Genomic DNA, 14,850 nt, shown 5'->3' with positions numbered 1-14,850 from the left:
CCACGCCCTCTGGAGCTCACCATACGACCGGTACTAACTATCGGAAAGTACCCACTTTGAAGTAAGGTACTGGTATGGGCGTAAGTGAAGTGGTGGGAGGACCGGCGGGTGAGCCGGTGAGTGTGAGTGACGCGGCGGCGGCCCGGTCCGCGCCGGACGTCAACCGGGCGATGTGCCCCTCGCGTCTGATCCTGGAGCACGTCACCAGTCGCTGGGGTGTGCTCGTCCTCGCCGCGCTCCTGGAGCGTTCGTACCGCTTCAGTGAGCTGCGCCGGGAGGTGGGCGGGGTCAGCGAGAAGATGCTCGCCCAGACACTGCAGACACTGGAGCGGGACGGCTTCGTGGACCGCGACGCCAAACCGGTCATCCCGCCGCGCGTGGACTACTCGCTCACGCCCCTCGGCAAGGAGGCCGCCGAGCAGGTGTGGGGGCTCGCCCGGTGGACCGAGCGGCGGATCGACGAGGTGTTCACGGCGCGCGAGGCATACGACAAGGCCCGGTCCTGACGCAGCAGAACCGGGCCCGGCGCGGCGTCCGTCGACGCCTGATCCGTACTTCTCAATCCGTACTCAGCCGGTACTCAGCCCGTACGCATCCGCACTCAACACGCATTCAGCCTGCGACGGTCCAGGTGTCTTTGCCGGCGAGGAGGGCGGCGAGGTCGCCCTTGCCGTGCTGTTCGACGGCCGTTTCGAGCTGGGTGCTCATCAGGGTGTCGTACACGGGCCGTTGGACGTCGCGGAGCACCCCGATGGGGGTGTGGTGGAGGGTGTCGGGGTCGGCGAGGCGGGAGAGGGCGAAGGCGGTGGTCGGCGACGTGGCGTGCGCGTCATGGACCAGGATCCGTGATTCGTTCTCCGGGGTGACGTCCACGACTTCGAGGTCGCCGGTGGTGTGGTCGCGGATGACGCCCTTGGGGGCTTCGGGGGGGCCGAAGCGGATGGGCTGCCCGTGTTCCAGGCGGATGACGGCCTCTTGGGCCTGTTCGCGGTCCTTGAGGGCGTCGAAGGCGCCGTCGTTGAAGATGTTGCAGTTCTGGTAGATCTCGACCAGCGCCGTGCCGGGATGGTCGGCCGCCGCGCGCAGCACGCTCGTGAGGTGTTTGCGGTCGGAGTCCACTGTGCGTGCGACGAAGGACGCTTCGGCGCCGATGGCCAGCGAGACCGGGTTGAACGGCGAGTCGAGGGAGCCCATCGGCGTCGACTTGGTGATCTTCCCGACCTCGGACGTCGGCGAGTACTGGCCCTTGGTCAGCCCATAGATCCGGTTGTTGAAGAGGAGGATCTTGAGGTTGACGTTGCGGCGCAGGGCGTGGATGAGGTGGTTGCCGCCGATGGAGAGGGCATCGCCGTCGCCGGTGACGACCCAGACGGACAGGTCGCGGCGGGAGGTGGCGAGGCCGGTGGCGATCGCGGGCGCGCGGCCGTGGATGGAGTGCATCCCGTAGGTGTTCATGTAGTACGGGAAGCGGGAAGAGCAGCCGATGCCGGAAATGAAGACGATGTTCTCTTTGGCCAGGCCGAGTTCGGGCATGAAGCCCTGTACGGCGGCGAGGACGGCGTAGTCGCCGCAACCCGGGCACCAGCGGACTTCCTGGTCGGACTTGAAGTCCTTCATGGACTGCTTCGCCTCGGCCTTGGGCACCAGGTTCAGGAGTTCGTTGGTGTCAGGCATCGATGGCCTCCTTGAGTGCCGTCGCGAGCTGTTCCGCCTTGAACGGCATGCCGTTGACCTGGTTGTAGGAGACGGCGTCCACGAGGTATTTCGCCCGGATGAGGAGGGCGAGCTGGCCGAGGTTCATCTCCGGGATCACGATTTTCTCGTAACCCTTCAGGATCTCGCCGAGGTTGGCGGGGAAGGGGTTGACGTGGCGCAGATGGGTCTGCGCGATCGGGATGCCGTCCGTGCGCAGCCGGCGTACCGCCGCGGTGATCGGCCCGTACGTCGAACCCCAGCCGAGGACCAGGGTGCGCGCCCCGTCCGGGTCGTCGACGTGCAGGTCCGGGATCTGGATGCCGTCGACCTTGGCCTGGCGGGTGCGGACCATGAAGTCGTGGTTGGCGGGGTCGTAGGAGATGTTCCCGGTGCCGTCCTGCTTCTCGATCCCGCCGATACGGTGTTCGAGCCCGGGTGTGCCGGGCACCGCCCAGGGGCGGGCCAGGGTCTGCGCGTCGCGCTGGTACGGCCAGAACACATCGGTGCCGTCGGCGAGCTGATGGTTGGGCGCCGTCGCGAACTGCACCCGCAGGTCGGGCAGTTCGCCGGCCTCGGGGACGCGCCAGGGCTCGGAGCCGTTGGCGAGGTAGCCGTCGGAGAGCAGGAAGACCGGCGTCCGGTACGTCACGGCGATCCGGGCGGCGTCCAGAGCGGCGTCGAAGCAGTCCGCGGGGGTTTTCGGTGCGATGACCGGGACGGGAGCTTCGCCGTTGCGGCCGAACATGGCCTGCAGGAGGTCGGCCTGTTCGGTCTTGGTGGGCAGGCCGGTGGAGGGGCCGCCGCGCTGGATCGCGATGACCAGCAGGGGCAGTTCCAGTGAGACGGCCAGCCCGATGGTCTCGGACTTGAGCGCCACGCCGGGGCCCGACGTGGTGGTCACCCCGAGGGACCCGCCGAAGGAGGCGCCCAGGGCCGCGCCGATCGCGGCGATCTCGTCCTCGGCCTGGAAGGTCCGCACGCCGAAGTTCTTGTGCTTGGACAGTTCGTGCAGGATGTCGGATGCCGGAGTGATCGGGTACGAGCCGAGATACAGGGGCAGGTCCGCCTGCCGGCCCGCGGCGACCAGCCCATAGGACAGGGCCAGGTTTCCGCTGATGTTGCGGTAGGTCCCGGCCGGGAACGCGGTGGCGGCCGGCTCGACCTCGTACGAGACGGCGAAGTCCTCCGTCGTCTCACCGAAGTTCCAGCCGGCCCGGAACGCGGCGACGTTCGCCTCCGCGATCTGCGGCTTCTTCGCGAACTTCGCCCGCAGGAACTGCTCCGTGTTCTCGGTGGGCCGGTGGTACATCCACGACAGCAGCCCCAGCGCGAACATGTTCTTGCTGCGCTCGGCCTCCTTGCGGGAGAGCCCGAACTCCTTGAGCGCCTCGATCGTCAGCGTCGTCAGCGGCACCGGGTGGACCTGGTAGGCCTCCAGGGACCCGTCGTCAAGGGGCGAGGTCAGGTAGCCGACCTTCGCCATCGGCCGCTTCGTGAACTCGTCGGTGTTCACGATGATGTCCGCACCGCGTGGTACGTCGGCGATGTTCGCCTTGAGCGCGGCGGGGTTCATCGCTACGAGGACGTTGGGCGCGTCCCCGGGGGTGAGGATGTCGTGGTCGGCGAAGTGCAACTGGAACGAGGAGACCCCGGGCAGGGTGCCTGCGGGCGCGCGGATCTCAGCGGGGAAGTTCGGCAGCGTCGAGAGGTCGTTCCCGAAGGACGCGGTCTCCGAAGTGAACCGGTCTCCCGTCAGCTGCATCCCGTCACCCGAATCCCCCGCGAACCGGATGATCACCCGGCTCAGCCGGCGTACCTCCTTGGCGCCGCTGCCCTCTTCGGCGCTGCCTTCTTCGGCGCTGCCCTGTTTGTCCATCAGGCCGGAGGCATCGCTGTCGATCAGAAAGGCGCGTTGTTCCCCGACAACGGCCTCATCGGATCCGTCGGCCTGCTCGGCTGGGCTACTGACCTGGCTGGTCACTGAACTGGACCTCCCTCGGGCGGCTGCTCGGATGCGCCCGGCTGCCCGGGCACACCGGACCCCACCCTACGACGGTAAGGGTGGCCTTCCCTGGAAGGCTCATAGGGTGGACGCCTTTTTGGGACATCGAATTGCCCGGATTTAATGCCATTGGAACCGCCCCTCCGGCCCTTCGGTGTCATCAGACGCTTGCGCTGGGTGCTCATCCTTTGGATCTAGGACCTGCCCGGGGCCGCTCCCGTGATACGGCCCCGACCTCGCTATCTGACAGGGTGTCAGGTAATTACGAGTTCAGATAGGTCAGCACGGCGAGCACCCGACGGTGATCCCCGTCACTCGGGGAGAGCCCGAGCTTCAGGAAGATATTGCTGACGTGCTTCTCCACCGCCCCGTCGCTGACCACCAACTGCCTCGCCACCGCCGAGTTCGTACGGCCCTCGGCCATCAGCCCCAGCACCTCGCGCTCGCGCGGAGTCAGCCCGGCCAGCACGTCCTGCTTGCGGCTGCGGCCCAGCAGCTGCGCCACGACCTCGGGGTCGAGGGCCGTCCCGCCCTGCGCCACCCGCACCACGGCGTCCACGAACTCCCGGACCTCGGCGACCCGGTCCTTCAGCAGGTAGCCGACGCCCCGGCTCGATCCGGCCAGCAGCTCGGTGGCGTACTGCTCCTCCACGTACTGCGACAGGACCAGCACCCCGATTCCCGGGTACTCCTTGCGGAGCCGTACGGCCGCCCGGACCCCCTCGTCGGTGTGGGTGGGCGGCATCCGTACGTCCGCGACCACCACATCCGGCAGCGCCTCCTGCGCCGCCAGGTCCCCGACCGTCTTGATCAGTGCTTCCGCGTCCCCGACACCGGCGACGACGTCGTGACCGAGGTCCGTCAACAACCGGGTCAGGCCCTCCCGCAGCAGCACTGAATCCTCGGCGATGACCACTCGCACTCTGTCCTCCACGACGCTGAAGCCCCCCACTTGGTAAAAGTTCCTGCCTGCGCACACCAGCATCCCAGCATCGGGGGCCGAACGGGCGGGAGCTCGGACTATCGGGCGGGGGCGGGGTCGCGGGCTGTCGGACGCGGCGGTAGCGGGGGAGCGGGTCGGCCGCGTAGGGGTTCAGGCGCGGTGCGTTCAGTAGGGGTGCGTTCAACACGGGTGGGTCAGTCGCGTAGAGGCGGGTTCAGTCGCGCCAGGGCAGTTCGGCGGTGACGGTCGTCGGGCCTCCGGCCGGCGAGTCCACGACCAGCAGCCCGTCGACCGCGTCGAGCCGCTCCGCGAGCCCCGCCAGACCGCCGCCACCCGCACCAGCGGCGAGGTCACCCCCGGGCCCGGCGGCGCCGCCCCGGCCGTTGTCGGTCACCTGGAGCATGATGCGGTTGTCCACCCGCCAGACGTCCACGCTCGCGCGGGTGGCCCGGGAGTGCTTGCTGATGTTCTGGAGGAGCTCCGAGACGGTGAAGTACGCGATGCCCTCGATGGCCGCAGCCGGCCTGGCCGGCAGGTCCACCTCCACCTGCACCGGCACCGTGCACCGCGAGGCGACCGAGGAGAGTGCCGCGTCGAGCCCGCGGTCGGTCAGGACGGCCGGGTGGATACCGCGGGCCAGATCGCGCAGCTCCTGCAGCGCTATCTTGACCTCGCCGTGCGCCTCGTCGACCATCCGGGCCGCCGCCTCCGGGTCCGCCGTCAGCTTCTCCTTCGCCAGACCGAGGTCCATGGCGAGCGCCACCAGCCGGGCCTGTGCCCCGTCGTGCAGATCCCGTTCGATGCGGCGCAGATCCGCCGCGGCAGTGTCCACGACCACCCCGCGGTCCGACTCCAGCTCGGTGACCCGGGTGTCCAGGCGCGACGGGCCGAGCAGCCCGAGCACCATCATCCGGTCGACCCCGGCCAGTCCGCGGATCACCCAGGGGGTGGCGAGGACGAAGGCCAGACCGCTGAGGGCGGTCAGGGTGATCTCGAAGGGGCTGTCGAGGTAGACGCTGTGCGTCGCGTCGCCGTACAGCTGGATGCCGCTCGTGTTCGTGTAGGCCGGGAAGACCCACTGCCACAGCGGGTACGTCAGCATCGACCAGGCGAACGTCCACAGGACCACCGACACCACGAAGGCGAAGACCGCCCACGGGAAGTGCACCAGTGAGTACAGCAGGTGCCGCCAGGACGCCCCGCTCTTCAGGACGGCGCCCGCCCACGACATCATGCCGCCGGTCCTGCCCCGGACCGGCGCGGGGTCCGCGATGTCGACCCGGAGCAGCGCCCGTGCCCTGGCCCGCTCCATCACCCCGAAGCCCCGGCACATGGTCAGACCCACGGCGAGCAGCGGGATGCCGACGAAGGTCACCAGCAGGCCCGCGCTCAGCGAGAACATCGTGATCCCGACGGTGAAGAGCACGATGCTGATAGGCAGTGAGAGCAGCAGATATCCGAACTCACGCCAGGTACGGCCCTCGAACGGCGCACGCAGCACCGCTGGCACGCGGTGGTCCCGGGTGGTGATGCCGTGATCCGTGGCCATGGCGGTGTCCGTTTCTCTTCGTCTTCTCGGTGTTGATGTTGGTGTTGGAGCCGGTGTCTGTGCCGGTGTTGGTGTTGGTATCTGTGCCGGCGTCGGTGATTGGCCGGCTGCCTGTGTCCATGCTCCCGCCCCGGACCGCCGCCGACCATGAGGAGGGGCACCGTCTTCGACCGGGGGTTTTCCCTACCCCCGGGGTGAAGACAGTGCCCCGGTCAAGCCGTACCGCTTCAGGCCGCGCCCCTTCGGACACCGCCCCTCAGGGCCACGCCTTCTCGGCCCATGCCCCGTCGGACAGTGCCCGGTCAGACAGTGCCCCGTCCGGCGGCGCTCCGTCCCCGCGTCAGCCGCGGTCGCGCCAGGGCAGCTCCGCCGTCACCGTGGTCGGTCCGCCGGCCGGTGAGTCCAGTACGAAGAGGCCGTCCACCGCACCCAGCCGGTCGGCGAGCCCCGCCATGCCCGTACCGCCGTCGAGCCGCGCCCCGCCGCGCCCGTTGTCCTCGACCCGGATCAGCAGCCGGTCGGCCGCGCGCCACACCTCCACCGAAGCGGAGCGCGCCTGGGCGTGCTTGCTGACGTTCTGCAGGAGTTCCGAGACCGTGAAGTACGCGATGCCCTCGATCGCCTCGGCCGGCCGCTCCGCCAGATCGACATGCACCCGGACCGGGGCCGTGCACCGCGAGGCGATCGAGGAGAGCGCCGCGTCCAGCCCGCGGTCGGTCAGGACGGCCGGGTGGATACCGCGGGCCAGGTCACGCAGCTCCTGCAGCGCCAGTTTGACCTCGCCGTGCGCCTCGCCGACCATCACGGCCGCCGCGTCCGGGTCCTCCAAAAGCTTCTCCTTGGCCAGGCCGAGCCCCATGGCGAGCGCCACCAGCCGGGCCTGTGCCCCGTCGTGCAGATCCCGTTCGATGCGGCGCAGATCCGCCGCGGCAGTGTCCACGACCACCCCGCGGTCCGTCTCCAGCTCGGCGATCCGGCGCTCCAGCTCGTCGGAGGGGGAGAGGAGCCCGCGGACCATGGCCCGGTCGGCGTTGGCCAGACCGCGCGCGATGAACGGCAGCACCGGCCAGAGCACGAACAGACTGGTCAGGACCAGGGAGAACGTCAGCACGCCCCACGGCAGACGGATGAATCCGTACAGCATCGTCCGCCAGCCCACCGGGTCCTTGAGGCTCATCCACAGCCTGGTGAAGAAGCTGCCACCGCGCTTGACGAACAGCGGGCTCGGCTCCTCCACCCGGACGCCCAGCAGCGCCCGCGTACGGGCCCGCTCCACCCGGCCGAGCTGCCGCGCCCCGAGCAGTCCGAGCGCGAGCAGCGGCAGGCCCACCACGGTGACCGCCAGGCCGCCGCCCAGGGCAATCATGAACAGCACGTAAACAAAGCCGACGATCGCAGCCGGCAGGTTCGTCAGGAGATGGGCGATCTCCTTCCAGGTGAACCGGTCGAACGCGAAGCGCGCGGGCGGTGGCCGGTCGGAGTCGAGCCGACGGGAGTTGATCGCGGTCATGCGCCAAGAGTGCCGGGCCCCCGGGGCGGATGCCATGGGGCGGCTGGGTGGGATGAATGTAGGGATAACCCCACCATGCGGCGGGCCCCGTGCCGGACGCTGTGCCGGATCCGGCTGCTTACCAAGTGTTTATCAGGGCCTAGACTCCCGTGCGTACGGATCGTCGAACGTGGCGAATGTGACGGACGAGGCGACGAAAAGGGCGCAGGGAGCGAGGGCCGGACGTGCCGGGACCGACCGTTGCCGCGGCGGGCCGAGCGGTTCTCGCCGCGAGCCAGACGGGCCACGCGGGCCAGACGGGCCACGCGGATTACGCGGCTCGCGCTGAGAGCTCGGGCCACTCGGGCTACTCGGAGTACTTCCACATGTACTCGGTCGTCGGTGTCATCGCGGTCGTCGGCGTGCTCTTCGTCGCCGTGGCCTTCGGTGCCGGACGGCTGCTGCGGCCCGTGGTGCCGACCCCCGAGAAGCTGCTGACGTACGAGTGCGGCGTCGACCCCGTCGGCGAAGGGTGGGCGCACACCCAGGTCCGCTACTACGTCTACGGCTTCCTCTACGTGATCTTCGCGGTGGACTCGATCTTCCTCTTCCCGTGGGCGACGGTCTTCGCGGCCGACGGATACGGGGCGGCGACGCTGGTGGAGATGTTCATCTTCCTCGGTTTCCTGGCCGTGGGACTGCTCTACGCATGGAAGAAGGGCGTCCTCGAATGGACGTGACGAACCCCGTCGATCTGCCGGACCCGCAGCTGCCGGAAAGCCAGTCACCGGCCGGCCACCCGCAGGCCGGCCAACTGCCCGAAGCCGCCCGCCCGCAGCGGCTCGGAGTGCTCTCCCGGCTGGCCCCCGAACCCATGAAGGTGGTCCTCAACTGGGGCCGCCGCTACAGCCTGTGGGTCTTCAACTTCGGTCTCGCCTGCTGTGCCATCGAGTTCATCGCGGCCTCCATGGCCCGGCACGACTTCATCCGGCTCGGCGTGATCCCGTTCGCTCCGGGGCCACGCCAGGCCGACCTGATGATCGTCTCCGGCACGGTGACGGACAAGATGGCCCCCGCGGTCAAGCGGCTGTACGAGCAGATGCCCGAACCGAAGTACGTCATCTCCTTCGGCGCCTGCTCCAACTGCGGTGGCCCGTACTGGGACTCGTACTCCGTGACCAAGGGCGTCGACCAGATCATCCCCGTCGACGTGTACGTACCCGGCTGCCCGCCCCGCCCCGAGGCGCTCCTCCAGGGCATCCTGAAGCTCCAGGAGAAGATCGCCAGGGAGTCGCTGGGCGAGCGCTACTCCGCGCCCTCCACCGCCCAGTTGACCAGCGGCCTCATCGCCCCGCCGCCGGCACCGGGGGCAGGCCAGTGACGCACCCGTACGACCGGCTCCCCGAAGCCGTCACCGAACTCTTCGGCGAGGAAGCCACCGCCGGGCACAGCTACGACCTGCTCACCGTCGACATACCGGCCGCCTCCTGGCTCGGCGCCCTGGAGACGGCCAGGGACCGGCTCGGCTGCACGTACTTCGACTGGCTGTCCGCCGTCGACGAACCGGACACCGGCTTCCGGGTCTGCGCCCACGTCGTGGCACTCGAAGGCCGTACGGTGCGCCGCCTGCTCGTACGCACCACGGTCCCGCACACCGCACCGGTCCTGCCGTCCGCCGTCGGGATCTACGCGGGCGCGAGCTGGCACGAACGCGAGACGCACGAGATGTTCGGCGTCGCCTTCACCGACCATCCGCACCTGGTGCCGCTCCTGCTGCCCGAGGGCTTCGAAGGCCACCCGCTGCGCAAGGACTTCGTCCTCGCGGCCCGCGTCGTGAAGGCATGGCCGGGCGCGAAGGAGCCGGGAGAGTCCACGGCCGGTCACGGAGCGGGGGCCGGGGGTGCGAAGCGCCGCCAGATGCTGCCGCCCGGCGTCCCCGACCCGAACGAGTGGGGCCCGCAGAAGGGCCAGCTCCCCCCGGCCCCGGCCCGCCCGGCACGCGCCGCACGCGCGGCGGGCGACCGCCCGGCCCGGCGCGCCCGCAGTGTGAACGAGGGCTCCACAAGCCAGTCACCGGCCACGGCGGGGGAGGAGGAGACCCCCCGGACCCGGGGCCAGGCCTCGGCTGCCCAGGCCCAGGCCCCGGCTGAGGGAACGGCCCCCGCTGAGGGAACGGCACCGGCGAGCGCGGAGGCCCCGGCTTCGTCTCCGGGAGCTCCTGCTGGGAGGACGCCCGCCGGGCGCAGACCGGCCGGTCCGCGGCGGAGCCGGAGTGTGTCCGAGGGGTCCACATCCCAGCGGGCGGCGGAGACCACACCCCCGGCGGGCAGCGACGACGCGCCGTGGCGCAACGCCCGCCCGGCCTTCGAGCCGCAGCAGGATCCGCCCACGGAGGACGGGCCCACCGACGACAAGGCACCTGAGCGCGCGCCCGAGCCCGAGCCCGAGCCCCAGCCTGAAACCGCACCCGAGCCCGAGCCCGAGTCCCAGCCCGAAACCGCGCCCGAGTCCGAAACCGGTCCCGGGCGCCGACCCGAAACCGAACCCCACCCCGACACCCCCGCCGGAGGCGATACCGCGTGAACGACGTACTCGACGTCGCCATCCGGCTGGTCGTCGTCTTTGTCGCCTTCCTCGTCCTCCCGCTGCTCGTGGGCCAGGCCGAGCACAAGGTCATGGCCCATATGCAGGGCCGTCTCGGCCCCATGTACGCGGGCGGATTCCACGGCTGGGCCCAGCTCGTCGCGGACGGGGTGAAGTTCGCGCAGAAGGAAGACGTCGTCCCGGCGGATGCCGACCGGCGGATCTTCCAACTCGCCCCCGCCGTCGCCCTGCTCCCGTACCTGCTTGTCCTGCTGGTCATTCCGGTCGGACCGGGCGAAGGCGCGGTCGGCCAGGTCGTCGACGCGGGGATCTTCTTCGTACTTGCCGTCATGGGCGTCGGTGTTCTCGGCTCGCTCATGGCGGGCTGGGCGTCGGCCAACAAGTTCTCGCTCCTCGGCGGAATCCGCACCGCCGCGCAGCTCCTCGCGTACGAACTGCCGATGCTGCTCGCCGCTGCCTCCGTCGCGATGGCGGCCGGAACGGTCTCCCTGCCCGGCATCCTGGACGCGTTCGCCTGGTGGTGGATCCCGTGGCAGATCGTCGGCGGCCTGGTCTTCTTCACGGCGGGGCTGGCCGAACTCCAGCGTCCGCCCTTCGACATGCCCGTCGCCGACTCGGAGATCATCTTCGGCGCCTACACCGAGTACACGGGGCTGCGCTTCGCGCTCTTCCTGCTCTCCGAGTACGCGGGCATCGTCATCCTCTGCGGTCTCACCGCGGTGCTCTTCCTCGGCGGCTGGCACGGCCCCTGGGGCAGCGACGGGCTCGGCTGGGTCTGGATGCTCCTCAAGACGGCCGTCCTGGCCTTCGGCGTGATCTGGCTCCGTGTGACCTATCCGCGGCTCCGGGAGGACCAGCTCCAGAAGCTGGCCTGGACCGTACTCATCCCGCTGGCTCTCGCGCAGATCGCGCTCACCGGCATTGTGAAGGTGGCGATCGGCTGATGCCTCCCGTTCCCGGTTCCGGTCTGGCCAAGGGCCTGGCCGTGACGCTCCGCACGATGACGAAGAAGACGGTCACCGCGCAGTACCCGGACGTCCAGCCCGAACTCCCGCCCCGCTCCCGCGGCGTCATCGGGCTGTTCGAGGAGAACTGCACCGTCTGCATGCTCTGCGCCCGCGAGTGCCCCGACTGGTGCATCTACATCGACTCCCACAAGGAGACGCTCCCGGCGGCCGCGCCGGGCGGACGCGAGCGGAGCCGCAACGTCCTCGACCGTTTCGCGATCGACTTCGCGCTCTGCATGTACTGCGGTATCTGCATCGAGGTGTGCCCTTTCGACGCGCTGTTCTGGTCCCCGGAGTTCGAGTACGCCGAGACGGACATCCACGAACTCACTCACGAGCGCGACAAACTCCGCGACTGGATGTGGACCGTGCCGGCGCCCCCCGCGCTCGACCCGGCGGCCGAAGAGCCCAAGGAGATCGCCGCCGCACGCAAGGCGGCGGACAAACTCGAAGCCGCCCAACAGGCCGGGCAGGAGGGGGAGGCGTGAGTCGCGCAGCAGACGCGGTCGCCGTCGCAGCCGCAGCCCACCCCGGGTTCCTGTCCCCGTCGGGCGTCGAGATCGCGTTCGTCCTCGTCGGCATCGCCACCTTCGGCGCGGCGGTCCTCACCGTCACGACCCGGCAGCTGGTGCATGCTGCGCTCTGGCTTATCGTGGCGCTCGGCGGTCTCGCCGTCGAATACCTGCTGCTGACAGCCGAGTTCATCGCCTGGGTGCAGGTTCTGATCTACGTCGGCTCCGTCGTCGTCCTCCTGCTCTTCGGACTGATGCTCACCAAGGCCCCCATCGGCCGTTCCCCGGACGCCGATTCGGAGAACCGCTGGGTGGCGCTCGCGGTGGCCGGCGCGGCGGCCGCCTCACTCGTCTGGGTGGTCGTCGACGCGTTCCGTACGACCTGGATCAACCTCCACGGACCGGTCCAGGGCTCCACCAAGGCCTCCGGCGAGTCCCTCTTCCGCAACTGGGTCCTGCCCTTCGAAGCGCTCTCCGTGCTCCTCCTCGCCGCCCTGGTCGGTGCGATCGTCCTGTCCCGGAAGAACAGCGCAGCCGGGAAAGACAGCGGAGCAACCCGCAGCAGCGCAACCGGGAGCAGCGCAGCCGAGAACAGCAGGGAGCAGCGCTGATGCATCTCGTCTATCCCGCCGTGCTCGCAGCCCTCCTCTTCTGCACCGGGCTGTACGGAGTCCTCGCCCGCCGCAACGTCATCTTGATCCTGATGTCCGTCGAGCTGATGCTCAACGCCGTCAACCTCAACCTCGTCGCCTTCGACGTCTGGCTGCGCGACAAGCTCCACTCCGGGCAGGCGCTCACCCTCTTCACGATCGCCATCGCCGCCGCCGAGATCGGCATCGGCCTCGCGATCGTCCTGGCGGTCCACCGGAACCGGGGTACGACGGACATCGACAAGCTCCGCGACACCGCCGAATCACCGGACCCGGACGACCCGGAAGAGCCGCAAGGCCCCGATGGCCCGGACGACCACGAAGGACCTCACCGCCCCCACGACCCCGACGGACCTGAAGACCGCGAGGAGAAGGCAGAGGCTGCCCCGTGACCACGACGACCCTCGCCGTCCTCGTTCCCCTCCTCCCTTTCCTGGGAGCCGTGGCGGGACTCCTGTCCGGCCGTGTCGCGCCCGGATTCGTCCGCCCGCTGGCCATCCTCCCGACGCTCGCCGCAGCCGCACTCGCGATCACCGTGGCCGTCCGGCAGGGCGGCGGCCAGGCCATCGACACGGCCACCCGGTTCACCCCCACCGGCTCCGTACCCATCGACCTGTCCCTGCACGTCGACGGCTTCGCCGCCCTCGTCGCCGTCCTGGTCGTGACCGTCGCCGGATGCGTGCAGATCTACTCGACCGCCTATCTTCGCGACGACCCGCGCTACCCCTCGTACGCCGCGATCGTCTCGCTCTTCACCTCCGCGATGCTGCTCGTCGTCTACTCGGGCGACCTGATGGTGCTGCTCGTCGGCTGGGAAGTCATGGGCATCTGCTCGTACTTCCTCGTCGGCCACTACTGGGAGACCGCCGAAGCCCGCTCCGCCTCACTCAAAGCCTTCCTGGTCACCAAACTCGGTGATGTCCCCTTCCTGATCGGCCTGTTCGCGCTCGCCACCGACGCCGGAACGTTCCGCATCACCGGCATCCTGCGGACCGTCTCCGACGGTGGCCTCCACCACCCCACACTGATCGCCCTGCTGCTGCTCGCCGGCGTCGCCGGGAAGTCCGCGCAGTTCCCGCTGCACACCTGGCTGCCCGACGCCATGGCGGGCCCCACCCCCGTCTCGGCCCTGATCCATGCGGCCACCATGGTCGCCGCCGGTATCTACTTCGTCGCCAGGCTGCTGCCCGTGTTCGCGGTATCCACGGCCGCCATGACCGTCCTCGCCGTCATGTCCGCGATCACCATGATCGGATCGGCGCTCGCCGCCCTCGCCCAGGACGACATCAAACGCGTCCTCGCCTACTCGACCATCGGGCAACTCGGCTATATGGCGGGCGCCCTGGCCGTCGGCGACCGCGGCGCCGCCGTCTTCCACCTCCTCTCGCACGGCGCGTTCAAGGCACTTCTCTTCCTCGGCGCCGGCGTTGTCATCCACGCCGCGGGCACCAACTCCCTGGCCGCCATGAGCCGTATGGACAGTCTGCCCAAGCGCATCCCCGACGCCTTCTGGACGATGACCATCGCCCTGCTCGCACTCGCCGCCATCCCGCCCTTCGCCGGATTCTTCTCCAAGGAGTCCGTCCTCGGCGCCGCCGAGAACACCGCGCTCGGCGAGAGCGCCATCGCCCCCGCTGGCGCCGGCTGGACCGTGCTGATCGCAGGACTCGTCACCGCCCTGCTGACCGCCGCCTACGCCACCCGGCTCTGGCTCCTCGCCTTCCGAGGCAAGGGCAGCGAAGCCCCCGACCAGGGCAAGCAGCCCCTCGCCATGAACGCTGTGCTCTGGCTCCTCGCCATCCCCACCATCGGCTTCGGCCTCACCGCCGGCCGCCTCAGCGGCTGGTTCGACGGCCAGAGCCTCGCCCCGACCCTCACCACCTCCGTTCTCGGAACCGGCGTCGCCCTCGTCGGCGGCCTCGTCACCTACGGCACCTGGCGCCACACCACGGCCATGGCCCAACAGCCCCCGATCGGCGCCATTACCGCCCACCCGGAGGCCGACCCCGGAACCGTCGAAGCCGAGGCCATCGCCACGCACCGCTCCGTCTACGGCAGCATCGCCTCGGCCCCCGACCCCCTCGACCCCGGCAGACTGCTCCTCGGCCCGCTCCACCGCCACGCGGCGACCGGCTTCCACCTCGACGCCCTCTACACCGGGGCCTTCGTACGCCCCGTACTCGCCGCGGCCCAACTGGTCCGCTTCCTGGACCGCGAGGTCATCGACACCTACGTACGCGGTGCGAGCGCGGTACCCCGCTGGCTGGGGGCCGCCTTCCGCCGGGCCCAGACCGGCAACCTGCAGACCTACCTCAGCGCCCTGCTCGCCGGATCCGTCGTCCTGGTGATCGCCGCCGTCGCCCTTGCCAACGCCTACGCCGGATCGTGAGCCGTGATCG

General features: G+C 69.9%; 14 protein-coding genes. 9 read left to right on the top strand and 5 right to left on the bottom strand.

Translation table 11 applies throughout. The features are described from left to right. Positions 1-74: 74 nt before the first annotated feature. Positions 75-506 (top strand): winged helix-turn-helix transcriptional regulator, encoded by a 432-nt coding sequence (locus OG452_RS13740; RefSeq protein WP_405562298.1) that lies wholly within the window; start codon positions 75-77, stop codon positions 504-506. 106 nt (positions 507-612) lie between these two features. Here the strand turns inward: OG452_RS13740 and OG452_RS13735 are convergent, their stop codons facing one another. The 5 genes from OG452_RS13735 to OG452_RS13715 form a co-directional block, all read right to left on the bottom strand. After that, positions 613-1,674, bottom strand: a complete 1,062-nt coding sequence (locus OG452_RS13735; RefSeq protein ID WP_327295894.1) for a 2-oxoacid:ferredoxin oxidoreductase subunit beta — start codon at positions 1,672-1,674, stop codon at positions 613-615. Beyond that, a complete protein-coding gene (locus tag OG452_RS13730) occupies positions 1,667-3,676 on the bottom strand; it encodes a 2-oxoacid:acceptor oxidoreductase subunit alpha (RefSeq protein WP_327295893.1) in 2,010 nt (669 codons plus the stop codon). Before OG452_RS13730 ends, OG452_RS13735 begins: the two co-directional genes overlap by 8 nt. A gap of 283 nt (positions 3,677-3,959) precedes the next feature. Then, on the bottom strand, positions 3,960-4,619 hold the full coding sequence (locus OG452_RS13725; protein WP_327295892.1) for a response regulator transcription factor: 660 nt from the start codon (positions 4,617-4,619) through the stop codon (positions 3,960-3,962). Positions 4,620-4,854: 235 nt separating this feature from the next. Further along, positions 4,855-6,189 (bottom strand): sensor histidine kinase, encoded by a 1,335-nt coding sequence (locus tag OG452_RS13720; RefSeq protein ID WP_327295891.1) that lies wholly within the window; start codon positions 6,187-6,189, stop codon positions 4,855-4,857. A 340-nt stretch (positions 6,190-6,529) separates the two neighbouring features. Beyond that, the gene (locus tag OG452_RS13715) at positions 6,530-7,699 is read right to left on the bottom strand and encodes a sensor histidine kinase (RefSeq protein WP_327295890.1); all 1,170 of its coding nucleotides are present in this window, start codon (positions 7,697-7,699) and stop codon (positions 6,530-6,532) included. 224 nt (positions 7,700-7,923) lie between these two features. Here OG452_RS13715 and OG452_RS13710 point away from each other — a divergent pair, with 224 nt between their 5' ends. Genes OG452_RS13710 through OG452_RS13675 form a run of 8 tightly spaced genes read left to right on the top strand, consistent with a single transcriptional unit; the run spans position 7,924 to position 14,840 of the window. Beyond that, positions 7,924-8,418: an NADH-quinone oxidoreductase subunit A gene (locus tag OG452_RS13710; protein ID WP_405562301.1), complete on the top strand. Its 495-nt coding sequence runs from the start codon at positions 7,924-7,926 to the stop codon at positions 8,416-8,418. Beyond that, the gene (locus tag OG452_RS13705) at positions 8,409-9,059 is read left to right on the top strand and encodes an NADH-quinone oxidoreductase subunit B (RefSeq protein WP_327295889.1); all 651 of its coding nucleotides are present in this window, start codon (positions 8,409-8,411) and stop codon (positions 9,057-9,059) included. The genes OG452_RS13710 and OG452_RS13705 overlap by 10 nt, the downstream gene beginning before the upstream one ends. Beyond that, complete coding sequence (locus OG452_RS13700) at positions 9,056-10,261, top strand: NADH-quinone oxidoreductase subunit C (RefSeq protein ID WP_327295888.1); 1,206 nt, start codon at positions 9,056-9,058, stop codon at positions 10,259-10,261. The genes OG452_RS13705 and OG452_RS13700 overlap by 4 nt, the downstream gene beginning before the upstream one ends. Further along, positions 10,258-11,226, top strand: coding sequence for a complex I subunit 1/NuoH family protein (locus OG452_RS13695; RefSeq protein ID WP_327295887.1), 969 nt, complete (start codon positions 10,258-10,260; stop codon positions 11,224-11,226). The genes OG452_RS13700 and OG452_RS13695 overlap by 4 nt, the downstream gene beginning before the upstream one ends. Then, a complete protein-coding gene (locus OG452_RS13690) occupies positions 11,226-11,777 on the top strand; it encodes a NuoI/complex I 23 kDa subunit family protein (RefSeq protein WP_327295886.1) in 552 nt (183 codons plus the stop codon). Before OG452_RS13695 ends, OG452_RS13690 begins: the two co-directional genes overlap by 1 nt. Beyond that, entirely contained in the window at positions 11,774-12,412 is a 639-nt protein-coding gene (locus OG452_RS13685; protein WP_327295885.1) for an NADH-quinone oxidoreductase subunit J family protein, read from the top strand. The genes OG452_RS13690 and OG452_RS13685 overlap by 4 nt, the downstream gene beginning before the upstream one ends. Next, entirely contained in the window at positions 12,412-12,843 is a 432-nt protein-coding gene (gene nuoK, locus OG452_RS13680; RefSeq protein ID WP_327295884.1) for an NADH-quinone oxidoreductase subunit NuoK, read from the top strand. Before OG452_RS13685 ends, nuoK begins: the two co-directional genes overlap by 1 nt. Next, positions 12,840-14,840, top strand: a complete 2,001-nt coding sequence (locus tag OG452_RS13675) for an NADH-quinone oxidoreductase subunit 5 family protein (protein ID WP_327295883.1) — start codon at positions 12,840-12,842, stop codon at positions 14,838-14,840. The genes nuoK and OG452_RS13675 overlap by 4 nt, the downstream gene beginning before the upstream one ends. Positions 14,841-14,850: the final 10 nt, after the last annotated feature.

This window comes from Streptomyces sp. NBC_01197 (genome assembly GCF_036010505.1).
Lineage (GTDB): Bacteria > Actinomycetota > Actinomycetes > Streptomycetales > Streptomycetaceae > Streptomyces.
Note: the sequence above shows the minus strand (reverse complement) of the source record. Positions and strands in the feature narration are given on the sequence as shown.